Genomic DNA, 22717 nt, shown 5'->3' on the forward strand with positions numbered 1-22717 from the left:
GAAGCGTGGAATCACTCAATGATACACAGTATGACAGGGTTTGCCAGCGCGCAAACCCAAATCGGCGCTCGGCTCCTGCGCCTCGAACTGCGCAGCGTCAACGGACGCTTCCTCGACCTCTATTTCCGCCTGCCCGAGGACTGGCGCTCCTTCGAGCCGCTGCTGCGCGAACGCCTGCAAAAGGCGCTCGGTCGCGGCAAGGTCGAATGCCGGCTCGACGTACAAAGCGCCCCGGTGCAAGCAGCGCTCACGCTCGACTCCACCGCCCTGCAAGCACTCGCCCTCACCCAGACCGAGATCCATCGGCATCTCCCCGAAGCGACCTCCCTCACGGTGGGCGAGATCCTGCGCTGGCCCGGTGTGGTGCGCGAACCCGAGCTCGATCCCGAGGAAACGCAACGGCGCCTGCTCGAGCTGCTCGAAGCGGCGCTCGCCGAGCTCCTCGCGCACCGTGCCCGCGAGGGCGAGGCACTCGCCAGCGCCATCCGCGAACGTGCCACGGCCATCGCCGCACTCGTCGAACGCGCCCGCGCGCTCGCACCCGAAGCCGTCGAGGCCCAGCGCCGCAAGCTCCTCGAAGCGCTCGAAGCGCTCGGCCAGACGCCCGATCCCCAGCGCGTGGAGCAGGAAGTCGCCCTCGTCGCCCAGCGCCTCGACGTCGCCGAAGAGCTCGACCGCCTCTCCTCCCACCTCCAGGAACTTGAACGCACGCTCACCCGCGGCGGAAGCGTCGGCAAACGGCTCGACTTCCTGCTGCAGGAATTCAACCGCGAAGCCAACACCCTCGCTTCCAAGGCCGGCAGCCTGGCACTGTCGCGCCTCGCGCTCGAGATGAAAGTGCTCATCGAACAGATCCGCGAACAGGTGCAGAACCTCGAATGAACGCGCAGCCTCTTGGCACCCTCTACATCGTCACCGCCCCCTCCGGCGCCGGCAAGACCACCCTCGTGCATGCCGTGCTCGAACGCGAGCCGGGGCTGGCGCTGTCCATCTCCTACACCACCCGCGCCCCGCGGCCGGGCGAAGTCGACGGGCGCGACTACCGCTTCGTCAGCCGGGAAGAATTCCTGCGCCTGCGCGACGGCGGCGAACTTCTCGAATGGGCCGAAGTCCACGGAAACTACTACGGCACTTCCCGTACCTGGATCGAAACCCAATTGCAGCAAGACCGCGACGTGCTCCTCGAAATCGACTGGCAGGGCGCGCGCCAGGTGCGCCGGATGTTCCCGCACGCCGTGAGCATCTTCATCCTGCCGCCCTCGCTCGAGGCACTCGAAGCGCGCCTGCGCGGCCGCGGCACCGACAGCGAAGCCACCATCGCCCGGCGCCTGGCCGCCGCCCGCGAGGAGATGCGCCACGTGGAAGAATTCGACTACGTTATAATCAACGACCGGCTCGAGCGCGCCATCGACGAACTCACCGCCGTCGTGCGCGCCGCGCGCCTGCGGCTGCCGGTGCAAAAGCGCCGCCACGCCGCCTACTTCGCCCAACTCCTACAGGAATGACCCCATGGCCCGCATCACCGTCGAAGACTGCCTCAAGCACATCCCCAACCGCTTCGAGATGACGCTCGCCGCCGCCACCCGCGCGCGCCAGCTCTCCATCGGCGCCGAACCGCTCGTGCCGCTCGATCGCGGGCGCGAACGCGACAAACCCACCGTCATTGCGCTGCGCGAAATCGCCGCCGGCAGAGTCGGGCGCGACATCCTCGACCGCGCCCAGAGCTGAGACCGCCATGCCCGCCGCCGAGATCCTCTCCCCCCCCGACGAGAGCTCCGCGGCGCGCGAACCCTTCGTTTCCGTGGAGCTGCCGCCATCCTACGGCGCCCTGCGCGAGAAGCTCCTCGGCTATCTCCCCTCCGCCGAAGTCGAACGCATCGACGACGCCGCCCGCTTCGCCGCCTGGTCGCACCAAGGCCAGAAGCGCGCGAGCGGCGAGCCCTACGTCACGCATCCCATCGCCGTCGCCTCCCTGGTGGCCGACTGGAAGCTCGATGCTTCCGCCATTGCCGCCGCGCTCTTGCACGACGTGATGGAAGACGCGCACATCCGCAAGAGCGAGCTCGCCCACCGCTTCGGCCCGGTCACCGCCGAGCTCGTCGACGGCCTCACCAAGATCGAGCGGCTCGAAAGCCAGAGCCTCGAGGACAACCAGGCGGAAAACTTCCGCAAGATGCTGCTCGCCATGGCGCGCGACCTGCGCGTCATCCTCATCAAGCTGGCCGACCGCACCCACAACATGCGCACGCTCGGTGCCGTCGCCCCGGCCAAGCGCCGCCGCATCGCCCAGGAAACGCTCGAGATCTACGCCCCCATCGCCAACCGGCTCGGGCTCAACACCCTCTATCGCGAACTGCAAGATCTCGCCTTCCAGCACCGCCATCCCTGGCGATACGCCGTGCTCGCCCACTCCGTCGAAGCCGCACTCGGAGCGCGCGACGAACTCCTCGACAAGATCCGCACGCTCATCGAACGCCAGCTCGTCGTCTGGGGCGTGGACGCCCAGATCAGCAGCCGGCGCAAGCACCTCTATTCCATCTATCAGAAAATGCGCAGCAAGCACCTGCGCTTCGAGCAGATTCTCGACCTCTTCGGCTTTCGCGTCGTCGTGCCCGACGAGAAGAGCTGCTACCTCGCCATCGGCGCCCTGCACGCCGCCTTCAAGCCGGTGCCCGGCAAGTTCAAGGATTACCTCGCCCTGCCCAAGCCCAACGGCTACCAGTCGCTGCACACCACCGTCATCGGCCCGCAGGGCATTCCCGTCGAAATCCAGGTACGCACCCAAACCCAGCACCGGCTCGCCGAAGACGGCGTGGCCGCCCACTGGATCTACAAAGACGCCGGCGAGCGCGTCGACGCCTTCGAGCGCCAGACCCACGCCTGGCTGCAATCGCTCGTGCAGCTGCAATCGAACGACCCCGAAGCGCGCGACTTTCTGGAAAGCTTCAAGATCGACCTCTACCCGGACGAAGTCTTCGTCTTCTCCCCACGCGGCGAGATCTTCGCCCTGCCGCGCGGCGCCACCCCCGTCGACTTCGCCTACGCCATCCACACCGACGTCGGCCACCGCTGCATCGCCTGCCGCATCAACGGCGAACTCATGCCGCTGCGCACCGAGCTCGCCAACGGCGACCGAGTCGAGATCATCACCTCCTCCTACCCCAGCCCCAACCCCGCCTGGCTCAACTACGTGCGCACCGCCAAGGCCCGCGCCGAGATCCGCCACTTCCTGCGCCACCAGAAAAACGAGCAGGCCGTCTCGCTCGGCGAGCGCCTGCTCGACCAGGCGCTGCGCCCGCGCGGCCTCACGCTGGGGCAGATCAGCGTCTTCGCCTGGGACCGCCTCCTGCGCCAGCACACCGGCCGCAACAAGAAACAACTCCTCGAAGACATCGGCCTGGGGCACCTCAACCCGGCGCAGATCGCCGAAGAGCTCACCCACGCGCAAGACCTCGAATCCGGCCGCCCCGGCGTGCTCAAGCCGCGCGCCTCCGGCCCCGTGCTCATCCGCGGCGACGAAGGGCAAGCCGTCGTCTTCGGCCGCTGCTGCCATCCGCTACCCGGCGACCCCATCGTCGGGCTGCTCAGCAAAGGGCACGGCCTGGAGATCCACCGCCACGACTGCCCGCGCCTGCGCCGCCAGGGCGGCGACCGGCGCTGGATCGACGTCGACTGGGATCCCAACCGCCCCGAAACCACCCGCTTCGAAGTGGGGCTGCGCGTGCTCGCCCGCGACGCCGTCGGCATGCTCGCGCGCATCACCGCCGCCATCGCCGCCGAGCACGGACACATCCTCGCCGTGCAGATGGAAGCCCACCAGGGGTTGTATCTCGCCATCTCCTTCACCCTGCAAGTGGCCGACCGCATCCACCTTGCCCGCATCATGCGAGCGATCCGCCGCGTGCCCGAAGTCGTGCGCCTGCAGCGCGGCTTCGACGCCCAAGGAAGCACCCCCCGGGCAGAGCCCTGAACCGCGCCACCCTTCCCAAGCCGAGCCAAGCCCATTACAATCGCGCACGCCCGACTCGACCCGAGGCACACCGGAGAGGAACGATGAACACGACCAACATGACGCAAGAAACCCTCGAAGACGACGACATCCCCACGGTGGAGGAGCTGCTGGCCATGCCCGAAGAGGACTACATGTCCCCGCGCCAGCTCAAGTTCTTCAAGAAACTGCTGCTCGAAGAAAAGCGCAAGCTGCTGGAAAAAGCCGCCGAGACCACGCAATACCTCCAGCAGGAAAACGAAGTCACCCCCGACTGGACCGACCGCGCCACCATCGAGGAAGAGCAGGCGCTCGAGCTGCGCGTGCGCGACCGCGAACGCAAGCTCATGAAGAAGATCGACGAAGCGCTCGAGCGTATCGAAAAAGGCACCTACGGCTGGTGCGAAGAAACGGGCGAACCCATCGGCCTGAAGCGCCTGCTCGCCCGCCCCACCGCCACCCTCTGCCTCGAAGCGCAGGAACGGCACGAGCGCCTGGAAAAGCTGCAAGGCGGCTGAACCCCCCTCCCGCTTTCGTTCCCGACCACCGCCGGAGAAACCGTTGGAGCCATTCCTGCACGACACGCTCACGCAAGACAAGCGCCGCTTCGAGCCGCTCGACCCCGCCCGGGTGACGATGTACGTCTGCGGCCCCACGGTCTACAACTACATCCACATCGGCAACGCCCGGCCGGTGGTCGTCTTCGACACCCTCTTCCGCCTGCTGCGGCTCTGCTACCCCCAGGTCGTCTACGCCCGCAACATCACCGACATCGACGACAAGATCAACGCCGCGGCCCAGGCCGAAGGCGTGCCCATCCGGGAGCTCGCCGAGCGCTACGCCCGCGCCTTCCACGAAGACATCGCCCAGCTCAACGCGCTCCCGCCCACGGTCGAGCCCTACGCCACCGATCACATCCCCCAGATCATCGCCCTCATCGAGCGGCTCATCGCCCGCGGCCACGCCTACGTCGCCGAAGGGCACGTGCTCTTCCACGTCCCCTCCGACCCCCACTACGGCATCCTCTCCAAGCGCAAGCGCGACGAGCTCATCGCCGGCGCCCGCGTCGAACCCGCCCCCTACAAGCGCGACCCGGCCGACTTCGTGCTGTGGAAACCCTCCCCGCCCGAACTCCCCGGCTGGGATAGCCCCTGGGGCCGCGGCCGTCCCGGCTGGCACATCGAATGCACCGCCATGATCGAGACCCACCTGGGCCAGACCATCGACATCCACGGCGGCGGGCAGGACCTCATCTTCCCCCACCACGAAAACGAGATCGCCCAGGGCACCTGCGCCCACGGCGGGCTCACCTACGCCCGCTACTGGGTGCACAACGGCTACCTCACCATTCACGGCGAGAAGATGTCCAAGTCGCTGGGCAACTTCCGCACCGTGCGCGAGCTGCTGGCGCGCTATCCCGGCGAAGTGCTGCGCTACGCCCTCCTCTCCGGCCACTACCGTAAACCGCTCGACTTCACCCCCGAGTTGCTGGAACAGTCGCTGCACGCGCTCGACCGGCTCTACACCACGCTCGCGCTCACCGAATCCGTCCCCGCTGCCCCGCTCAACCCCCAGGCCGCGGCCGAGCGCCTAGAGCTCTCCCCCGAGCGGCGGGCCGCACTCGTGCCCGAAGCGCTGCCGCACGGGCTCGGCGCCGCGCCCGAATTCGTCGCCGCGCTCGCCGACGACCTCAACACCCCCCAGGCGCTGGCGCTCTTGCACGAAGCCGCCGCGCAGCTGCGCAAAGACCCGACCCCCGAGCGCAAGCGCGAATTCCTCGCCGCCGCCGAGCTCCTGGGGCTACTCGCCGACACGCCGCAGTCCTGGCGTCAGCGCCTGCCCGCCCAAGGGGAAGAAACGCTCAGCGAAGAACGCATCGAAGCGCTGATCGCCGAACGCGCCGCCGCCCGTCGCGACCGCGACTTCGCCCGGGCCGACGCCATCCGCGACGAGCTCAAGCGCGCCGGCATCCAGATCGAAGACACTCCCAGCGGCACCGTTTGGCGCCGCGCCCTCGCCTGAAGGAGTACCGTCATGTACGAATCCGAACACACCAAGTTCATCCGCGACTGGCTCGCCAAGCACCCCGAGCAGCTCGAAGAGCGCCGCAAAGGCCGGGCGCTGTGGTGGGACAAACCGCAGGACCCCGAGCTCACGGAACAATTCCGCCGCGCCGAGGTTCCAACGTATCCCTATTATTACGACGCCGACTCCGCCCATCACGCCTGAACTCATGCCCGAAGACGTCGCGACCGCCGCCCCGCTTGCCGAGCGCTACGTCCTCCTCGACCTGGAAACCACCGGCGCGCACCCCGAGCGCGACCGCATCACCGAGATCGCGCTGCTGCGCTTCGAAGGCGGCCGCCTCGTCGATCGCTGGCAAAGCCTCGTGCGCCCCGACGTCCCCATCCCCCCCCTCATCGAGCGGCTGGTAGGCATCACCAACGCCATGGTCGCCGACGCCCCTCCCTTCGAGGCGCTCGCGCACGAACTGCTGCCGCGGCTCGCCGACGCCGTGCTCGTCGCCCACAACGCCCGCTTCGACTACGGCTTCCTGCGCCAGGCCTTCCGCCGCTGCGGCCTCGCCTTCGAATCCCCGGTGCTGTGCACCGTCAAGCTCTCGCGCGCCCTCTACCCGCAATACCACAAACACGGCCTCGACAGCCTGATCGAGCGCCACGGCTTCAGCTGCAGCGCCCGCCACCGCGCCATGGGCGACGTCGAAGTGCTCGCCCAATTCCTCGATCTCGTGCAGCGTGAATTTCCGCCGGAAACGCTGCTCCTTGCCAAGCGCAAGGCCATGCAGTGGCCCAGCCGCCCGCCGGGGCTCGCCGACGGCGTGCTCGAATCCCTGCCGGACGTGCCCGGTGTCTATCTCATGTACGGAGAAAACGACCTGCCGCTCTACCTCGGCAAGAGCAAACGCCTGCGAAGCCGCGTGCTCGACCACTTCTCCCAGGCGCAGCACCACGGCACGGAAGCCGAGATCGTCCGGCAGGTCCGACGCCTCGACTGGCTCGAAACCGCCGGCGAGCTCGAAGCGCTGCTGCTCGAAGCCGAGCTCGTCAAGCAACTGCAGCCCCTCTACAACCGGCAGCTGCGCGCGCGCGGCGCCTGGGCCATCGAACCGCTCCCCGAACCCAGGCCGCGCGGCCCCGTGGTCGGCTACCGCAACCTCGCCGGCACCGACCCGGCCGAGTGGCTCGGCCGCGTCCACGGCCTTTTCCCCGAGCGCAAGCACGCGGAAAAGGCCCTACGCCAGATCGCCCGCGCCCACGCCCTCTGCCCGCAACGCCTGGGGCTGGAACCCATGCGCCGCGGCCCCTGCCTCGCGCATCAGATGAAACAATGCCTCGGCGCCTGCGCCGGCAAGGAACCGCCCGAAGTACACGACGCGCGCCTTCGCGCCGCGCTCGCCGCCCTTCCGCCTCGACCCTGGCCCTACGCCGCCGCGGTGCGCCTCACCGAATACGACCCCGAGCGCGAACGCCGCATGACGATCGTCGCCGACCGCTGGTGCCTCCTCACACGCTTCGACCACGAACCCACGCCCGAAGAACTCGCCGCCGCCCTCGAGCGCCCCCGCCGGTTCGATGCCGACCTCTACCGCATCCTGGCGCACGCCTTCGCCGCCAGCACCGAGTGCGTCAAGACATTCACGCTTCAGCCGAAATAGGCCAGGGTCCACACCTGAACAGCAGGGCATGAGGCGGCGAAAAGCGGACAAAAGGGGGCAAGTCGGGAAAAATTCCGTATCGAATGTCAAAGGGCGGCCTACTTCACACTCGAAATTCCCCGAAAAAACAAAGATTGATCGGGGTATCCCCTGAATTCTTAGCTCGCCAGCACCGCCGCCAGCGCCAGTGGTAAAAACGCCACAGAGGCGAGGTTGCCCACCAGCACGATGGAGGCGACCTTGTCCGGCTCCTGGCCGTAGCGCTCGGCGAAGAGGTAGTTGAGCACCGCCGGCGGCAGGGCGCCGAAGAGCAGCAGCAGCGCCGCCTGGAGAGGCTCGAGGCGCCAGGCGCCGTCCATCAACTGGTAGAGGCCGATCATCGCCGCGGCAAGCGCCATGCCCGACAAGGGGCGGGCCAGGGCGACGATAACGCCCAGGCGCCAGGCGCGGATGGGGGTTTCGGCCAGACGCACGCCCAGGCCGAAGAGCATGAGCGGAATGGAGATGTCGCCCAGCATCTTGAGGGTGGTGAGTAGCGGCGGCCACACCGTCCAGCCGGCCGCGCCCACGGCGAGCCCGGCGACGGCGGCGAGCACCGAGGGCACGCGCCAGAGATGGGAGAGGCGGGCGCGGCGATCGAGCAACCACACGCCCAGGCTGAAGTGCAGCAGGTTGCTGACGATGAAGAGCACCACCATCGGCGCCAGGGCCTGCTCGCCGAAGGTGAGCAGCGCGAGCGGCAGGCCGAGGTTGCCGCAGTTGTTGAACATCATCGGCGGTGCGAGCGTGCGCGGGTCCTCCTGCAGGCGATGCGCGAGCCACCAGCCGAGCGCCCCCGAGCCGAGCACGAGCACGAGGGCGGCGAGCACGAGCGGCAGATAGGCAAGGACGTCGACCTGCCGGCCGGCGAGCGCGGCGAAGACGAGCGCCGGCGTGAAGACGTCCATGTTGAGCCGGTTCGCCCCCGAGAGCTCGGGGCGGTGGCGCTTGCCGATGACGTAACCCAGCGCCACCAGGGCGAAGAGGGGAAAGAGGATCTCGACGAGGCGCTGGGCGAGCACGGCCGCGCCTCAGAGCACGTAGCGGGCGAGATCCTCGTCGCCGGCCAGATCGGCCAGCCGCCCGTCGACGTAGGCCGCATCGATCAGCACGCGCGGCAGCGGCTCGCCGCCGGCGCGGAAGGAGACCTCTTCGAGCAGTTTCTCCATCACGGTGTAGAGGCGCCGCGCGCCGATGTTCTCGACGCGCTCGTTCACTGCCCAGGCGATCTCGGCAATCCGCCGCACACCGTCGGGGGAGAATTCGAGTTCCACCCCGTCGGTGGCCAGCAGCGCCCGGTACTGCTCCACCAGGCTCGCCTCGGTCTCGGTGAGGATGCGCACGAAGTCGTCCACCGTGAGGCTGTCGAGCTCGACCCGGATGGGGAAGCGGCCCTGCAGCTCGGGGATGAGGTCGCTCGGCTTGCTCAGGTGGAACGCGCCCGAAGCGATGAAGAGGATGTGATCGGTGCGCACCATACCGTACTTGGTGGCCACGGTGGTGCCTTCCACCAGCGGCAGCAGGTCGCGCTGCACCCCCTGGCGCGAGACGTCGGCGCCGGAAGTTTCCTGACGCGCGGCGATCTTGTCGATCTCGTCGAGAAAGACGATGCCGTTCTGCTCCACCGCCTGGAGCGCTTCCTGCTTGAGCTCCTCGTCGTCGACGAGCTTGGCCGCCTCTTCCTCGGTGAGCGCCTCCATCGCCTCGCGCACCCGCATCTTGCGCGTGCGCCGCTTGCCGCTGCCCAGGTTCTGGAACAGCCCCTGCAGCTGCTGCGTGAGCTCTTCCATGCCGGGCGGGCCGAAGATCTCGGCACGCAGGGCGGGGGCGGTGAGTTCGATCTCGATCTCTTTCTCGTCGAGCTGGCCTTCGCGCAGCATTTTGCGGAATTTCTGCCGCGTGGCGCTCTCGGCGGGTGCGGGCTCCTCGCCGAAGGAGCGCGCCGGCGGCAGCAGGACGTCGAGGATGCGGTCCTCGGCCGCGTCGCGCGCCCGGTCGCGCACCCGGCGCATGGCCCGTTCCTTGGCCTCTTTCATGGCGATTTCGGCCAGATCGCGGATGATGGTGTCGACGTCGCGCCCGACGTAGCCGACCTCGGTGAATTTCGTCGCCTCGATCTTGATGAAAGGCGCGTTGGCGAGGCGCGCCAGCCGCCGCGCGATCTCGGTCTTGCCCACGCCGGTGGGGCCGATCATGAGGATGTTCTTGGGGGTGATCTCGTGGCGCAGCGGCTCGGGCACCTGGGCGCGGCGCCAGCGGTTTCTCAGCGCCACGGCCACGGCGCGCTTGGCCTCGTGCTGGCCGACGATGTATTTGTCCAGTTCCGAGACGATCTCGCGGCAGGTGAGCGGCGTCATTCCAGCACCTCGATGACGTGGTTTTGATTGGTGTAGATGCACAGGTCGCCGGCGATGCGCAGCGATTCGGCGACGATGTCGCGCGGCGGCAACTGGGTGTGGCGCAGCAGCGCCTGGGCCGCGGCCTGGGCATAGGCCCCGCCCGAGCCGATGGCGACGATCCCTTCCTCGGGTTCGAGCACGTCGCCGTTGCCGGTGAGGATGAGCGAATGCTCCCGGTCGGCCACGGCGAGCATGGCCTCCAGCCGGCGCAGCATGCGGTCGGTGCGCCAGTCCTTGGCGAGCTCGACCGCGGCGCGCAGCAGGTGCCCCTGGTGCTTCTCGAGCTTGGCCTCGAAGCGTTCGAAGAGGGTGAAGGCATCGGCCGTGGCGCCGGCAAACCCAGCGAGCACCTTGCCGTGATAGAGCGTGCGCACCTTGCGCGCCGTGGCCTTGACGACCACGTTGCCCAAAGTGACCTGACCGTCGCCGCCCAGCGCCACCGAAGCGCCGCGGCGCACCGACAGGATGGTGGTGCCGTGATAGGATTCCATGAAATTCCTTCGTTGCTAGTAGGTTTTCGTCTGGATGGTGGCGACCTGCTCCATGCTCAGCACCTGGAAGAGGGCATTCACCACCTGGCTGACGTTGCGCAGGATCACCTGCTTGCCCTGCCCCTTGAGGGCGGCGAAGGCATTGTAGAGCATGCCGGCGGCCACGAAATCGACCCGGCGCAGCGCGTCGCAGTCGAGGACGATCACGTCATGGTCGCGGGCGAAGGCGAGGATTTCCTGGACGACTTCGCCGATGGAGCGCTCATCCAGATCCCCTTCGAGCACCAGGTCGCCGCACGCCGGCGCGCTCTCTCGCTCCGCCTCCGGCTGCGTCGCCGTCTCACAGCCGACGCGCTCCGGCTCGGACATCCAGACCGGCGGAATCGCCTCGAAGGTTTCGGCAAACGCGAGCACCAGCGCTTCGGCCCGGTCCAACTGGCCGGCGGCGGTGCGCCACACGATCTCCAGCTCCCACAGCGCCCGGTCGTCCGCCGCAGCGGACCTCGCCCGCTCGATCGCGCTCAGGGCGAGGTCGAGACGACGCCACTGAAACCGCACCCCCTTGTCGATGAGCTTTTTCATCAGGGCAAGAAAGAGCGCCGCGCCGGCCGGTTCGATCAGGCGCAGGCGCGAGGCATCGAGACGCAACGAGCCGCTGACTTTCGCCAGCCGCAGCGCCTTGTCCTGCAGCGAAGACATCGCTGCGGCATCGAGCCGCTCGGGCAGGAGCAGCAACGGCGGCCCGGCCTGGATCCGTTCTTCCGCCGGGGCGAGCGCTGGCGGGGAGCAGTCGAAGCGCAGCGCGTAAGCGAGCGCCGCCTCCTCGAAGCGGCGCCGCTCGCCGCGCGCGCGCAGCATGTCGAACAAGACCCACCAGGCCTCTTTCGACGCGGCGTTGTCGGCAAGGAAGCGCTCGAGCGTGGCGATGGCCGCCTCTTCGTCGCCCCGAGCCCAGTACATGGCCACCTCTTGAACCGGGTCTCGCCCCAGGAAGAGATCCTCGACGGCGAGCGCCGTGGCCGCTAGCGCGTCCTCTTCGAAGGCAAACGGATCGTCGGGCTCGTGCTCCATCACCACACTCCCCATCGTATGGGCGTTTGCCAGTCTACCCCAAATCCCGGTATCCCGCTGCGTCGAACTCGGCAAGGGATGCGCTATAATGGCTCGGCCATGGACGCCTCCGCCCCTGCCGAGTCCCACGCGATCGAACTCCGCGTCTATTACGAAGACACCGATTGCGCCGGCCTCGTCTATTATGCCAATTATCTTCGCTTTTGCGAGCGCGGCCGCACCGAGCTGCTGCGCGGGCTGGGATTTTCGCAAAACGAACTGATGCGCGAGCACGGCATCGGCTTCGTGGTGCACCGGCTGCAGGCGCATTACCGGCATCCGGCGCGGCTCGACGACCTGCTGCGGCTGGAGACGCGCGCCGTCTCGGCCACGCGCACCACCGTCGTCTTCGCCCAGCGCCTGCTGCGCGGCGATCTGCCGCTCTTCGACGCCGAAGTCACCGTGGCCTGCGTCGATCTGCAGCGCGGCCGACCGGTCGCCCTTCCCGCCGCCGTGCGCGCACGGCTTTTCCTTTCCTGACCCCCATCCTTTCGCCGACCATGAACGTCACCACCGATCTGTCGTTTACCCATCTGGTCCTGCAGGCGAGCGTGCCGGTCCAGCTCATCATGCTGATCCTCGCGCTGCTGTCGGTCATGTCGTGGTACTGGATCTTCCGCAAGATCTTCCAGATCCGCGATGCGCGCCGGCGCACCGACGCCTTCGAGGCGAGCTTCTGGCAGGGCAGCGATCTGGAAACGCTCGCCCGGCTCACCGAGTCGCGCCTACAGCACGCCGGCCCCATGGAACTCGTCTTCCTTGCCGCCTGGCGCGAGTTCCTGCGCCAGCGCAGCCGTTCGCTCGACTCGGCCGCCGCGCTCGAGAGCGTGCGCCGCGCCATGCGCGCCGCCTACCAGCGCGAAATGGACGAACTGGAGGCGCATCTGGCTTTCCTCGCCTCCACCGGGTCGGTGGCGCCCTACATCGGGCTGCTCGGCACCGTCTGGGGGATCATGAACTCCTTCCGCGGCCTGGCGAACATGACTTCGGCCACGCTGTCGCACGTCGCTCCGGGCATCGCGGAGGCGCTCATCGCCACGGCGATCGGCCTTTTCGCCGCCATTCCCGCGGCCGTGGCCTACAACCACTTCACCCACGACATCGAGCGCCTGTCGGTGCGCATCGAGACCTTCATGGAAGAGCTGACGAACCTGCTGCAACGGCAGCTGCGCTGAGGCCGGAGGCATCCCATGGCCAAACGCAAGCTGATGAACCAGATGAACGTCGTGCCCTACATCGACGTGATGCTGGTGCTGCTGGTGATCTTCATGGTCACCGCCCCCATGATCCAGCTGGGCAACGTGGAGCTGCCCACGGTGGGCAACCTGCCCTCGCCGCCGTCGGAAGCGGCGATCGTGATCGTGCACGCCGACGGTAGCCTCGCGCTCAAGCCCAACCCCGCCGCGCCCGAGAAGAACGTCGATGCGCTCACGCTGCTGCGCGAGCTGCAGGCGCTCAAGGCGAAAGACCCGAACCTCGCCGTCGTCGTGGCGGGCGATCGGCGCGCCACCTACGAGAAAATCATGGACACGCTCGATCGGCTGCGCAATGAAGGCTACACCCGCATCAGCCTGCAGACGAGCAGTACGCGCAAGTCTCCGGCGGGTGGCGCCACCGCGCCCTGAGGCTTCCGATGGCAGAACCTCTCCTCCGCTCGCCCGTGCGTCCGCCGCGCCGCCCCGAGCAGGGCAAGCTGCTCGCCGCGGTCCTCGCGCTGGGCATGCACGCGCTGCTCCTCGCCCTCATCGCCTTCTCGGTGCAATGGAAGGTCGGGGAGCCCTCACCCTTGCTCGTCGACCTCGTGGCCGCGCCGCAGGCCGCCCGCACACAGCTCGCCAAGAATCCGGAGCCCGCGCCAGGCCCGCAGCCGGCTCCCAAGCCCGAGCCTGAACCCAAGCCGGAACCCGCCCCACCCAAGCCCGAACCTCGCCCCGAGCCGCCCAAGCCGCAGCCGGAACCGAAACCCGAGCCGAAACCGGAACCTCCCAAGCCGGCGCCTCCGCCCAAGCCCGAGCCGCCCAAGGCCGAACCCAAGCCTTCCGCCCCGGACAAACCCGACATCGCCCTCAAGGAAGAGGCGAAAAAACCCGAACCCAAGAAAGAACCGCCCAAGGAAGAGGCGAAGAAAGAGCCACCCAAGCCGGAAAAAGAGCCGCCCAAACCCGAGCCGAAGAAACCCGAGCCGAAGAAAGAACCGCCGCTCGACGATTTCACCAAGCTCGCCGAGGCGCGCCTGCGGCAGCAGACCACCAACCCCGCCACGCCCGCGAAGGCGCCAAGCAGCGCCTCTGCCCCTGCGGCCGGCGGCGCCCCCAGCGGCCCCTCCGAGCAGGCCCGCGCCACCTACATCGACCAGATCCGCGCCAAGGTGCGCGGCAACATCGTCGTCCCTCCGGGTGTACAAGGAAACCCGGAAGCGGTATTCATCGTCGACCAGCTGCCGGACGGGACGGTCGTCAATGTCCGCCTCGTACAATCCTCCGGCAACGCGGCGCTCGACGCCGCGCTCGAGCGCGCGATCCGACGCTCCAGCCCCTTGCCTTTGCCCGAAGACAAGCGGCTCTTCGAGCGCACCCTCACCCTCAAACTCCGGCCGCTCGCACAATGAGAACGGGAATGCGTTGCCACCAAAGAAAATTTGTGCAAAACTTCATGTTTTCCATGACCAGCGTGATCGCGATGCACGGCCTCGCCCATCGAGCCTTCCATCGGTTCCTTCCTTTCATGGTGGCGCTCGCCGCCTTGGCCGCACTTCCCGCGCGGGCGCAGCTCACCGTCGAAATCACCGGTGCCGGCGGCCGCCTCATTCCCGTGGCCATCCCCTATCTGGCCGGCGAGGAGTCGCTGCCCGCCCCCATATCCCAGATCGTGAGCCAGGATCTCGCCAAGAGCGGCATCTTCCAGCTCGTCGACGTCGGCATGATGCGCCTACCCGAGGATCAGATTCCCGATTACGCCAATCTCGCCCAGCGCGGGGCCGATGCCGTGCTCGCCGGCACCGCCACGCCGGTCGGCGCAGGTCAATATGAAGTCAGGGTGCGCGTGTTCGACACCCGTCGCCAGGCCGACCTCGGCGGCATCCTCTACCGTTTCACCCCTTCGCAGACGCGCGCCACCGCACACCGCATCGCCGATTTCGTCTACGAGAAGCTCACCGGGGTGCCCGGTTACTTCGCCTCGCGGCTCGCCTACGTGGTCAAGCAGGGCAGCCGCTATGAACTTCGCATCAGCGAGGCCGACGGCAGCAATTCCGTGCCGGCGCTCATCTCGCAGGAACCCATCATTTCGCCGGCCTGGAGCCCCGACGGCACCAAGGTCGCCTACGTCTCGTTCGAGGCGAAGAAACCCGTGGTCTACGTCCACGAGCTCGCCACCGGCCAGCGCCGCGCCGTGGCGAACTTCAAAGGCTCCAACTCCGCGCCGGCCTTCTCCCCCGACGGTCAGAATCTCGCCGTCGCGCTCACGCGCGACGGCATCTCGCAGATCTACCTCGTCCCCATTTCCGGCGGAGCCCCGGTTCGTCTGTCGCGCAGCAGCGCCATCGACACCGAGCCGGTCTTCTCGCCCGATGGCCGCTATATCTACTTCACGTCCGACCGCGGCGGCTCACCCCAGATCTACCGCATGCCGGCGAGCGGCGGCGCGGCCGAGCGCGTCACCTTCGAAGGCGAATACAACGTCAGCCCCGACGTCTCGTCCGACGGCAAACTGCTCACCTTCGTCACGCGCAACCAAGGGCGTTACCAGGTGGCGCTGCTCGACCTGCAGACGCGACAGCAGCTCATTCTTTCCGATTCCTCGCGCGACGAGTCGCCTTCGTTCGCGCCCAATGGACGCATGATCGTCTATGCTTCAGAATCTGGCGGAAGAGGCTCCCTCTTCGCCGTCTCGACCGATGGCAAAGTCCGTCTGCGCCTCTCGGCCGAGGGGGCCGACGTGCGGGAACCGGCCTGGGGGCCGTTGCCGCGCTAAGCCCGTTTTTGTTCGTTCGTCTCCCATCCATCCATAGGAACATGAACCAAATGCACATGAAAAAGCTGCTCACCCCTGCCGTGCTCTGCCTTGGACTCATTCTCTCCGCCTGTTCCTCGACCGGCTCGGTCGAGGAAGGCGCGGGCAAGGTCGAAGACCGCAACGCCGGCGCCGTGAAAACGGTCACGCCGCCGAGCTCGCGCAGCCAGGCGCTGGCCGCCCTGCGCGACCCCAATAGCCCCCTGTCCAAGCGCAGCATCTACTTCGACTTCGACAGCTACGTCGTCAAGCCGGAATTCCAGTCGCTGGTGCAGACCCACGGCCGCTTCCTGGCGCAGAACCCCGATCTCAAAGTCCTGATCCAGGGTAATGCCGACGAACGCGGCAGCCGCGAATACAACCTGGCGCTCGGCCAGAAACGGGCCGAGGCGGTCAAAAACGCCCTCGTGACCTTCGGGGCGCGTGAAGATCAGGTGGAAGCCGTGAGCCTGGGCGAAGAAAAGCCCGTCTGCACCGAGAAGACCGAAGAGTGCTACGCGCAGAACCGCCGCGCCGACATCCTCTATTCGGGTGAATTCTGACGGAGCCTCGCGCGATGCCCAAGCCCTTCTCCTGGCGTACGGGGGTGCTGCTCGCCGCAGCCGCGCTGAGCCAGCCGGCTTTCGCCCTCTTCGCCGACGACGAGGCGCGCCAGGGCGTCGCCGACCTCCGCTTGCAGGTGCAGACGCTCAACGAGCGCGTCGATGCGATGGCGCGCTCGCAGCTGAGCCAAAGCAACGACATGGAGCGACTGCAGGAGGACGTGCGCCGGCTCACCGGACGCATCGAAGAGCTGCAGTACAAGCTGGATCAGCTAGAGAAGCGGCAGAAGGATTTCTACCTCGATCTCGATGCCCGGCTCAATGCGCTGAGCAGCGGTGGTGCCGCCGCGTCTGCCCCCTCGCAGGCCGCGGCACCGTCCGCGACGGCTCCCGCTGCGCCTGCGCCGGCGTCCGCCCCGGCAGGTAATGCCAAGGCGGAGTTCGATGCGGCGCTCGCCAAGCTCCAGGCGCGCGATGCGAAGAATGCGTTGGCGGCCTTCGAGACCTTCCTGCGCCAGTATCCCAACGACGCCCAGGTGCCGGCGGCGCATTTCTGGGCCGGGACGGCGGCGCTGCAGCTCAAGCAGTACGAGACGGCGCGGCGCCATTTCGCCCGGGTGGTCTACGACACGCCCAAGCACGAGCTCGCGCCCGACGCCATGCTGGGCCTGGCGAACGCCCTGCAGGGCATGGGCGACGAAGTCGGCGCCACCGACATGCTCAAGCGCCTGGTCGAACGCCACCCCAACACCCCGGCGGGCCAGATCGCCCGCCAACGCCTGGGGCGATGAAGGAAAGCAAGCGGCTGCGCGTCAGCGAGATCTTCGCCTCCCTGCAGGGGGAATCGACGACGGTGGGGGTGCCCACCGTCTTCGTTCGCCTCACCGGCTGCCCCTTGCGCTGCCGCTGGTGCGACACGGCCTACGCTTTCAGCGGCGGCGAACGCCTCACGATCGACGAGATCCTCGCCCGGGTCTCGGACCTGGGCTTGCCCGAAGTGTGTGTCACCGGCGGCGAGCCGCTGGCACAAGCGGCCTGCCGCGACCTGCTCACGGCGCTCGCCGACGCCGGCCATCGCGTCTCGCTGGAGACGAGTGGGGCGCTCTCCATCGCGGGGCTCGACCCTCGCGTGCGCTGCGTGATGGATCTCAAGGCGCCGGGCTCGGGCGAAGCCGACAAGAACCTGTGGGACAACCTCGACCACCTGCGCCCGCACGACGAGGTGAAGTTCGTGCTCGCCGGGCGCGCCGACTACGACTGGGCCAAGGACGTCCTGGAGCGACACGGTCTCGCCCGCCGCGCCACGGTGCTCTTCTCGCCGGTGACCGGGGAACTGGCGCCCTCGACGCTCGCCGACTGGATCGTGGCCGACCGCCTGCCGGTGCGATTCCAACTGCAGCTGCACAAGATTCTGTGGGGCGACGCGCGCGGCAAGTGAAGCACCGTCGCGTCCCTCTCTTTGCGTAAGGATTCCCGCGATGAAGGACGTCTCCTCTCGAAACGCCGTGGTGCTGCTCTCCGGCGGGCTCGATTCGAGCACGGTGCTGGCGATCGCCCGCGCCGAAGGCTACCGTCCCTATGCCCTGTCGGTGGCCTACGGCCAGCGGCACGACGCGGAACTCGCGGCCGCGGCGCGCGTGGCCCGGGCGCTGGGCGCCGTCGAACATCGCGTCGCCCGCGTCGATCTGGGCGTTTTTGGCGGCTCGGCGCTCACGGACGAAGCGATCGCCGTGCCCGAGACGCCGACCGAGGGCGTCCCTGTCACCTACGTGCCGGCGCGCAACACGGTGCTCTTGTCGGTGGCGCTCGCCTGGGCCGAGGTGTTGGGGGCCCATGATCTCTTCATCGGGGTCAATGCCGTCGACTATTCCGGCTATCCCGACTGCCGGCCGGAATTCATCGCCGCCTTCGAGGCGCTGGCCAACGTCGCCACCAAGGCCGGCGTGGAAGGCGCGCGTTTCCGCATCCACGCGCCGCTCATACACCTGTCCAAAGCCGAGATCATCCGCCGGGGGCGGGAACTGGGCGTGGATTATGCGCTTACCGTCTCCTGCTATCAGGCGGACGAGGAAGGGCGCGCCTGCGGCCGCTGCGACGCCTGTCGGCTCCGCGCCCAGGGGTTCGCCGCAGCGGGCGTGCCCGATCCCACCCGCTACCGCTAGCGCCCGGCCCCTGCTTGGCAAAAGCGCGGCGATCGGCGTAGGATTATCCTCGATACCCACACGGCCTTTCGCGCGATGCCCCGTCCCCCTGCCCTGCCGGAACTGCCTGCTTCCAGCCTCGTCGGCCCCGGCGACCGGCGCCGGCTCGATCTGCTGCTCGCCGGGCTCGACCTGCTCGATCAGGCGATCGCCGTGTTCGACGCCACGCCCAAGCTGGTGGCCTGGAACCGCGCCATGCAGCGCCTGCTCGACTTCCCCGACGACCTGGTCCATGAAGGCACGCCTTTCGAGACCTTCGCCCGCTTCAACGCCGAGCGCGGCGAATACGGCGAGGGAGACATCGAGCGTCTGGTGGCCGAACGGGTGATGGCCGCGCGCGCCTTCCAGCCGCACTACTTCGAACGCGAGCGCCCCAACGGCCGCATTCTGGCGGTGCGCGGCGTGCCCATCCCCAACCTCGGATTCGTGTCGCTGTGGACCGACATCACCGAGCAGCGCCGCTACGAGCGGCTCATCGAGGAACAGAACCAGACGCTGGAAGCCCGGGTGGCCGAGCGCACGGCGGCGCTCGCGCAAGCCAACGAAGAACTGCGCGCCGCCCAGCGTGAGCTCGACCAGACCGCCGAGGCGCTGCGTCGCTCGGAAGAGCGCCTGCGTCTCATCCTCGATTCCATCCCAGCGATGGTGGCCTATCTGGACGCCGACGAGCGCTACCGCTTCGCCAACCGGGTCTATGCCCGCTGGTTCGGCCTCGAACAGGACGAGATCGTCGGGCGCACCGTGGCCGAAGTCACCGGCCCCGACACCTATGCCCAGATCGCAGCGCCGCTGGCGCGCGCCCACGCCGGTGAGACCGTCAGCTACGAATACGCCCGCCGCAACGCCCAAGGCCGTCCGGTCCACGCCCGCAGCACCGTGGTGCCGGAGCGCGACGGGCAGGGCACGGTCGTGGGCTTCTTCGTGCTCTCGATCGACATCACCGAGCAGAAGGCGCACCAGAACGCGCTCATCCAGGCGCAGAAGATGGAGGCGATCGGACAGCTCACGGGGGGGCTCGCGCACGACTTCAACAACCTGCTCACCACCCTCATCGGCAACCTCGAAGGGCTCAAGCGCTACCTGGGCGACTCGAGTGCCGCGCGCGAATATCTCGAACCGGCGCTGGCGGCGAGCACGCGCGGCGTGGCCCTCATCCGGCGGCTGCTCACCTTCGCGCGTTCGCAGCCCCTCGCGCCGCAGGCGGTCGAGGTGGGCGAACTGGTGCGCTCCATGAGCGTGATCCTCGAACGCACGCTGGGCGAGACCATCGCCATCGTGCTCGACCTGCCCGAGACGCCGCTCCACGCCTATGCCGACGCGCATCAGCTCGAGAGCGCGCTCCTCAACCTCGCCCTGAACGCGCGCGATGCCATGCTCGAGCGCGGCGGGACCCTCACGATTCGCGTCCGCCCGGACACGACGGACGACGCGGGGCAGTGCGTGCGTTTCGAGGTCGCCGACACGGGCTGCGGCATCGCCGCCGAGCAGATTTCCCATGTCTTCGAGCCGTTCTATACCACCAAGCCCTTCGGCCGCGGCAGCGGTCTGGGGCTGGCGATGGTCTATGGTTTCGTGCGCCAGTCGGGCGGCGACATCCGGGTGCACAGCGAGCCCGGCCGCGGGACCACTTTCTCCTTCACGCTGCCGCAGGCCCCGGCAGCGGAGGGTGCCCGAGGAACGGACGAGGCGCAAGACGATGAAGCACCCCCCTCGATTCCCCGCATGGTGCTGCTGGTGGAAGACGAACTGCCGGTGCGCCACGTCCTGCGCCAGCAGCTCATGGCGCTGGGACACACCGTGCTCGAGGCGGCCAACGCGCACGAGGCGCTGGAGCTGCTCGAGCACGTCGAGGAGATCGAGCTGCTCGTCACCGATGCGGTCATGCCGGGCGAACTCGACGGCCGCAGCCTCATCGCCCGCGCCCGTGCGCTGCGCCCGACCCTGCCCGCCGTGCTGGTGACGGGCTATGCCCACGACGAAGGCCCGCCGGTGGATGCCTACGTATTCCTGCCCAAACCCTGTACCCAGACCCAACTCGCCCAGGCGCTCGCCGCCGCGCAGCGTCTCAGAGCCGGAACGACCCGATGAATACCGCCGAGCCTCGCCTCCTCGTCGTCGAAGACGATCCCGACGTCGCCCGTCTCATCTGCCGCAGCCTGGGCGAATTCGGCTTTGCCTGCGACGTGGCCGCGAGCGGCCGCGCCGCGCTCGAAGCCGTGCGCACCCGCACGCCGGAACTGACGATCGTCGATCTGGGGCTGCCGGACATGGACGGCCTGGCGTTGATCGCCGAGATGCAGCGCCTGCACCCCTGCGCCGTGCTCATCCTCACCGGCCGCGCGGGCGTGGCCGATCGCGTGCTGGGGCTGGAGCTGGGGGCGGATGACTATCTCATCAAACCCTTCGAGCCGCGCGAGCTGGTGGCCCGGGTGCGCTCCATCCTGCGCCGCTACCAGAAGACCGCCGCCCCGACCCCTGCATCGCAAGAGGGCTGCGCGCATTTCGCCGGCTGGCGCTATGACCCGGCAAGCCACACCCTCACCGATCCGCAAGGCGGCAGCACGCGGCTCTCCACCGCCGAAGCGCAGCTGCTGATGCTCTTCCTCGCCCATCCCAACCGCATCCTCTCGCGCGAACGCCTGGTAGGGGACCGCCCCGTCGAATCGTACGACCGCAGCATCGACGTGCGCATCTCGCGCCTGCGGCGCAAGCTGCGCGACGATCCGCACGACCCGCGCCTCATCAAGACGGTCTATGGCGCGGGCTACCTCTTCGCCGCCCCCGTGCGCTGGGAGTAAAATTCCTGCCCATCCCTACCGCACGAGACCATCCCATGAACGATTCCTCCCGCCCGTTCCGTATCCTCGGCATCCAGCAGATCGCGCTGGGCGCGCTCGACAAGACGCGGCTTGCCCGCCTGTGGGTCGAGCTCTTCGGCCTGCCGGTGACCGGCACCTTCCGCTCCGAGCGCGAGAACGTGGATGAAGACATCGTCGCCCTGGGCGCGGGCCCCTTCAAGGTCGAGGTCGACCTGATGCAGCCGCTCGATCCGGAGAAGAAACCGGCGGTGCACGCCACCCCGCTCAACCACGTCGGCCTGTGGGTCGACGACCTGCCCAAGGCGGTGGAATGGCTCTCGGCGCATGGCGTGCGTTTCGCCCCCGGCGGCATCCGCCGCGGCGCGGCCGGCTACGACATTTGCTTCATCCACCCCAAAGGCAACGACGAATTCCCGGTGAGCGGCGAAGGCGTGCTCATCGAGCTCGTCCAGGCCCCGCCGGAAGTGATTGAGGCGTACGCGACGATCGCCGCCGCGGCGCGCTGATTTTTCGCCCAGAAAAAGGCCGGCCTCTCGGGGCCGGCTTTTCTTTACCTTTGCAGGGAAGGAGGATCACTCGAATTCGAGGATCACCTCGTCCACCGCCAGGCTCGCGCCCGGCTTGGCGACGATCTTCTTCACCTTGCCGTCCTGCTCGGCGCGCAGGATAGAAGGATATTTTCTGGACAAAGATATCAGGTCCCGGACGATTCTGTAGCATTTTTAATGCAAATTTCATGTTTTTGACTTCGTTGGAACTCGCTTTGCTCGTTTTCCGCGTACCATCTTTTCATGGCTCCGATGGGTGAGACATGCCCCAGAGCCTCCTGAGGGATGTGGTGATTGTACAGCCAGACGTAGCGCTGAATCGTCGCCTCCTGCGCTTTGCGGCTGTCGAAGCGATGGGTGGCAAGCACCTCGCTGATGCGTCCGTTGAAGCGCTCGCCCCTGCCGTTCGTTTGCGGACGGCGAGGTTTGGTCAACCGATGCTCGATGTCGAGCGCCTGGTACGGTTCATCGAAGGTGAGGATCGTACGCAGACGAAAGAGGCTGCATCAATGAGCGAACACAAGAAGCTCGGGGTCTTCAGCGTCGGCGACGTCGAATGGCATCCTCCGACACCCTGAGTTCCCGGGCAAGGCGGCGCACCAGCAGACTCGATTTGGATGGTGCGCAGGGCCGCAGGGGTCGTGGTGGCGTTCTTGTGCAGTCGGACCATCATGACTTTTGCCCCTGTAATTCATCGAGCAGCCCACGCATCGCCTCGCGACCTATGAATAATGCACGACGTCGTGGATCAATGCAATCGTCCGGGACCTGACAACTACGCCAACGGGTACAAACCCAAGACGGTACTCACCCGCCTTGGTGAGCTGACCTTTCAGGTGCCCCAGGTGCGTTGCGGCGACTTCTACCCTTCTGCCCTCGAAAAAGGCACCCGC

The 22717-nt window shown here is 67.8% G+C and carries 25 protein-coding genes and 2 pseudogenes; 21 read left to right on the plus strand and 6 right to left on the minus strand.

Annotated features, from left to right (window positions below; genetic code table 11):
- Positions 1-30 precede the first annotated feature (30 nt).
- The 8 genes from EPD82_RS01915 (at position 31) to EPD82_RS01950 (ending at position 7664) form a co-directional block, all read left to right on the plus strand.
- Complete coding sequence (locus EPD82_RS01915; protein ID WP_206202141.1) at positions 31-882, plus strand: YicC/YloC family endoribonuclease; 852 nt, start codon at positions 31-33, stop codon at positions 880-882.
- Positions 879-1505: a guanylate kinase gene (gmk, locus tag EPD82_RS01920; RefSeq protein ID WP_055422428.1), complete on the plus strand. Its 627-nt coding sequence runs from the start codon at positions 879-881 to the stop codon at positions 1503-1505. Before EPD82_RS01915 ends, gmk begins: the two co-directional genes overlap by 4 nt.
- Positions 1506-1509: 4 nt before the next feature.
- Positions 1510-1728, plus strand: a complete 219-nt coding sequence (rpoZ, locus tag EPD82_RS01925) for a DNA-directed RNA polymerase subunit omega (protein WP_055422427.1) — start codon at positions 1510-1512, stop codon at positions 1726-1728.
- 7 nt (positions 1729-1735) lie between these two features.
- Complete coding sequence (locus tag EPD82_RS01930; RefSeq protein ID WP_141054773.1) at positions 1736-3970, plus strand: RelA/SpoT family protein; 2235 nt, start codon at positions 1736-1738, stop codon at positions 3968-3970.
- 83 nt (positions 3971-4053) lie between these two features.
- Complete coding sequence (gene dksA, locus EPD82_RS01935; RefSeq protein ID WP_072247866.1) at positions 4054-4506, plus strand: RNA polymerase-binding protein DksA; 453 nt, start codon at positions 4054-4056, stop codon at positions 4504-4506.
- A gap of 43 nt (positions 4507-4549) precedes the next feature.
- Complete coding sequence (cysS, locus tag EPD82_RS01940; RefSeq protein WP_141054776.1) at positions 4550-6010, plus strand: cysteine--tRNA ligase; 1461 nt, start codon at positions 4550-4552, stop codon at positions 6008-6010.
- 12 nt (positions 6011-6022) lie between these two features.
- A complete protein-coding gene (locus EPD82_RS01945) occupies positions 6023-6217 on the plus strand; it encodes a DUF3460 family protein (protein ID WP_037989220.1) in 195 nt (64 codons plus the stop codon).
- A gap of 4 nt (positions 6218-6221) precedes the next feature.
- Complete coding sequence (locus EPD82_RS01950) at positions 6222-7664, plus strand: exonuclease domain-containing protein (protein WP_141054779.1); 1443 nt, start codon at positions 6222-6224, stop codon at positions 7662-7664.
- Between the two features lie 158 nt (positions 7665-7822).
- Here the strand turns inward: EPD82_RS01950 and EPD82_RS01955 are convergent, their stop codons facing one another.
- The 4 genes from EPD82_RS01955 to EPD82_RS01970 are packed head-to-tail and all read right to left on the minus strand — an operon-like array spanning position 7823 to position 11664.
- On the minus strand, positions 7823-8725 hold the full coding sequence (locus EPD82_RS01955) for an AEC family transporter (RefSeq protein ID WP_055422423.1): 903 nt from the start codon (positions 8723-8725) through the stop codon (positions 7823-7825).
- Positions 8726-8734: 9 nt separating this feature from the next.
- Entirely contained in the window at positions 8735-10060 is a 1326-nt protein-coding gene (gene hslU, locus EPD82_RS01960; RefSeq protein WP_055422422.1) for an ATP-dependent protease ATPase subunit HslU, read from the minus strand.
- Positions 10057-10593, minus strand: coding sequence for an ATP-dependent protease subunit HslV (gene hslV / locus EPD82_RS01965; protein ID WP_055422421.1), 537 nt, complete (start codon positions 10591-10593; stop codon positions 10057-10059). The genes hslU and hslV overlap by 4 nt, the downstream gene beginning before the upstream one ends.
- Before the next feature lie 15 nt (positions 10594-10608).
- The gene (locus EPD82_RS01970; RefSeq protein WP_170210763.1) at positions 10609-11664 is read right to left on the minus strand and encodes an STAS domain-containing protein; all 1056 of its coding nucleotides are present in this window, start codon (positions 11662-11664) and stop codon (positions 10609-10611) included.
- A gap of 99 nt (positions 11665-11763) precedes the next feature.
- On the opposite strand from EPD82_RS01970, the gene ybgC reads away from it, so the two are divergent.
- The 12 genes from ybgC to EPD82_RS02030 all read left to right on the plus strand — a co-directional run bounded on the left by ybgC (position 11764) and on the right by EPD82_RS02030 (position 21782).
- Positions 11764-12183, plus strand: coding sequence for a tol-pal system-associated acyl-CoA thioesterase (ybgC, locus tag EPD82_RS01975; protein ID WP_088178242.1), 420 nt, complete (start codon positions 11764-11766; stop codon positions 12181-12183).
- Positions 12184-12203: 20 nt separating this feature from the next.
- Positions 12204-12878, plus strand: a complete 675-nt coding sequence (gene tolQ / locus EPD82_RS01980; protein WP_055422418.1) for a protein TolQ — start codon at positions 12204-12206, stop codon at positions 12876-12878.
- 15 nt (positions 12879-12893) lie between these two features.
- Positions 12894-13328, plus strand: coding sequence for an ExbD/TolR family protein (locus EPD82_RS01985; protein WP_055422417.1), 435 nt, complete (start codon positions 12894-12896; stop codon positions 13326-13328).
- A gap of 8 nt (positions 13329-13336) precedes the next feature.
- Positions 13337-14311: an energy transducer TonB gene (locus EPD82_RS01990; protein ID WP_206202142.1), complete on the plus strand. Its 975-nt coding sequence runs from the start codon at positions 13337-13339 to the stop codon at positions 14309-14311.
- Between the two features lie 53 nt (positions 14312-14364).
- The gene (gene tolB, locus EPD82_RS01995) at positions 14365-15675 is read left to right on the plus strand and encodes a Tol-Pal system beta propeller repeat protein TolB (RefSeq protein ID WP_420824926.1); all 1311 of its coding nucleotides are present in this window, start codon (positions 14365-14367) and stop codon (positions 15673-15675) included.
- A gap of 56 nt (positions 15676-15731) precedes the next feature.
- Positions 15732-16256 (plus strand): peptidoglycan-associated lipoprotein Pal, encoded by a 525-nt coding sequence (pal, locus tag EPD82_RS02000; RefSeq protein WP_055422714.1) that lies wholly within the window; start codon positions 15732-15734, stop codon positions 16254-16256.
- 14 nt (positions 16257-16270) lie between these two features.
- Positions 16271-17047 carry a tol-pal system protein YbgF gene (ybgF, locus tag EPD82_RS02005; protein WP_141054786.1) on the plus strand — a complete coding sequence of 259 codons (777 nt, stop codon included), beginning with the start codon at positions 16271-16273 and terminating at the stop codon, positions 17045-17047.
- The gene (queE, locus tag EPD82_RS02010; protein ID WP_141054789.1) at positions 17044-17694 is read left to right on the plus strand and encodes a 7-carboxy-7-deazaguanine synthase QueE; all 651 of its coding nucleotides are present in this window, start codon (positions 17044-17046) and stop codon (positions 17692-17694) included. Before ybgF ends, queE begins: the two co-directional genes overlap by 4 nt.
- Positions 17695-17734: 40 nt before the next feature.
- Positions 17735-18418, plus strand: coding sequence for a 7-cyano-7-deazaguanine synthase QueC (gene queC, locus EPD82_RS02015; protein WP_141054793.1), 684 nt, complete (start codon positions 17735-17737; stop codon positions 18416-18418).
- Between the two features lie 75 nt (positions 18419-18493).
- Positions 18494-20545 carry a hybrid sensor histidine kinase/response regulator gene (locus EPD82_RS02020; RefSeq protein WP_141054796.1) on the plus strand — a complete coding sequence of 684 codons (2052 nt, stop codon included), beginning with the start codon at positions 18494-18496 and terminating at the stop codon, positions 20543-20545.
- A complete protein-coding gene (locus EPD82_RS02025) occupies positions 20542-21255 on the plus strand; it encodes a response regulator transcription factor (protein WP_141054799.1) in 714 nt (237 codons plus the stop codon). The genes EPD82_RS02020 and EPD82_RS02025 overlap by 4 nt, the downstream gene beginning before the upstream one ends.
- A gap of 35 nt (positions 21256-21290) precedes the next feature.
- Positions 21291-21782 carry a VOC family protein gene (locus EPD82_RS02030; protein ID WP_055422410.1) on the plus strand — a complete coding sequence of 164 codons (492 nt, stop codon included), beginning with the start codon at positions 21291-21293 and terminating at the stop codon, positions 21780-21782.
- A gap of 66 nt (positions 21783-21848) precedes the next feature.
- Here EPD82_RS02030 and EPD82_RS12475 read toward each other — a convergent pair whose 3' ends face one another.
- Positions 21849-21965, minus strand: a complete 117-nt coding sequence (locus tag EPD82_RS12475) for a biotin/lipoyl attachment domain-containing protein (protein WP_461583108.1) — start codon at positions 21963-21965, stop codon at positions 21849-21851.
- Between the two features lie 5 nt (positions 21966-21970).
- Positions 21971-22297, minus strand: a pseudogene (locus EPD82_RS02035) (integrase core domain-containing protein); the annotation flags it as partial.
- Between the two features lie 300 nt (positions 22298-22597).
- On the opposite strand from EPD82_RS02035, the pseudogene EPD82_RS02040 reads away from it, so the two are divergent.
- Positions 22598-22717 (plus strand): annotated as a pseudogene (locus tag EPD82_RS02040) (transposase); the annotation flags it as partial.

Source organism: Tepidiphilus succinatimandens (assembly GCF_006503695.1).
Taxonomy (GTDB): Bacteria; Pseudomonadota; Gammaproteobacteria; order Burkholderiales; family Rhodocyclaceae; genus Tepidiphilus; species Tepidiphilus succinatimandens.

What these genes read in the sequence shown, in the direction of transcription:
- EPD82_RS01915 (WP_206202141.1), top strand. Translation starts at nt 31, where the DNA reads ATGACAGGGTTTGCCAGCGCGCAAACCCAAATCGGCGCTCGGCTCCTG.
- gmk (WP_055422428.1), top strand. Translation starts at nt 879, where the DNA reads ATGAACGCGCAGCCTCTTGGCACCCTCTACATCGTCACCGCCCCCTCC.
- rpoZ (WP_055422427.1), top strand. Translation starts at nt 1,510, where the DNA reads ATGGCCCGCATCACCGTCGAAGACTGCCTCAAGCACATCCCCAACCGC.
- EPD82_RS01930 (WP_141054773.1), top strand. Translation starts at nt 1,736, where the DNA reads ATGCCCGCCGCCGAGATCCTCTCCCCCCCCGACGAGAGCTCCGCGGCG.
- dksA (WP_072247866.1), top strand. Translation starts at nt 4,054, where the DNA reads ATGAACACGACCAACATGACGCAAGAAACCCTCGAAGACGACGACATC.
- EPD82_RS01945 (WP_037989220.1), top strand. Translation starts at nt 6,023, where the DNA reads ATGTACGAATCCGAACACACCAAGTTCATCCGCGACTGGCTCGCCAAG.
- EPD82_RS01950 (WP_141054779.1), top strand. Translation starts at nt 6,222, where the DNA reads ATGCCCGAAGACGTCGCGACCGCCGCCCCGCTTGCCGAGCGCTACGTC.
- hslU (WP_055422422.1), bottom strand. Translation starts at nt 10,060, where the DNA reads ATGACGCCGCTCACCTGCCGCGAGATCGTCTCGGAACTGGACAAATAC.
- hslV (WP_055422421.1), bottom strand. Translation starts at nt 10,593, where the DNA reads ATGGAATCCTATCACGGCACCACCATCCTGTCGGTGCGCCGCGGCGCT.
- EPD82_RS01970 (WP_170210763.1), bottom strand. Translation starts at nt 11,664, where the DNA reads ATGGAGCACGAGCCCGACGATCCGTTTGCCTTCGAAGAGGACGCGCTA.
- ybgC (WP_088178242.1), top strand. Translation starts at nt 11,764, where the DNA reads ATGGACGCCTCCGCCCCTGCCGAGTCCCACGCGATCGAACTCCGCGTC.
- tolQ (WP_055422418.1), top strand. Translation starts at nt 12,204, where the DNA reads ATGAACGTCACCACCGATCTGTCGTTTACCCATCTGGTCCTGCAGGCG.
- EPD82_RS01985 (WP_055422417.1), top strand. Translation starts at nt 12,894, where the DNA reads ATGGCCAAACGCAAGCTGATGAACCAGATGAACGTCGTGCCCTACATC.
- EPD82_RS01990 (WP_206202142.1), top strand. Translation starts at nt 13,337, where the DNA reads ATGGCAGAACCTCTCCTCCGCTCGCCCGTGCGTCCGCCGCGCCGCCCC.
- tolB (WP_420824926.1), top strand. Translation starts at nt 14,365, where the DNA reads ATGACCAGCGTGATCGCGATGCACGGCCTCGCCCATCGAGCCTTCCAT.
- pal (WP_055422714.1), top strand. Translation starts at nt 15,732, where the DNA reads ATGAAAAAGCTGCTCACCCCTGCCGTGCTCTGCCTTGGACTCATTCTC.
- ybgF (WP_141054786.1), top strand. Translation starts at nt 16,271, where the DNA reads ATGCCCAAGCCCTTCTCCTGGCGTACGGGGGTGCTGCTCGCCGCAGCC.
- queE (WP_141054789.1), top strand. Translation starts at nt 17,044, where the DNA reads ATGAAGGAAAGCAAGCGGCTGCGCGTCAGCGAGATCTTCGCCTCCCTG.
- queC (WP_141054793.1), top strand. Translation starts at nt 17,735, where the DNA reads ATGAAGGACGTCTCCTCTCGAAACGCCGTGGTGCTGCTCTCCGGCGGG.
- EPD82_RS02020 (WP_141054796.1), top strand. Translation starts at nt 18,494, where the DNA reads ATGCCCCGTCCCCCTGCCCTGCCGGAACTGCCTGCTTCCAGCCTCGTC.
- EPD82_RS02025 (WP_141054799.1), top strand. Translation starts at nt 20,542, where the DNA reads ATGAATACCGCCGAGCCTCGCCTCCTCGTCGTCGAAGACGATCCCGAC.
- EPD82_RS02030 (WP_055422410.1), top strand. Translation starts at nt 21,291, where the DNA reads ATGAACGATTCCTCCCGCCCGTTCCGTATCCTCGGCATCCAGCAGATC.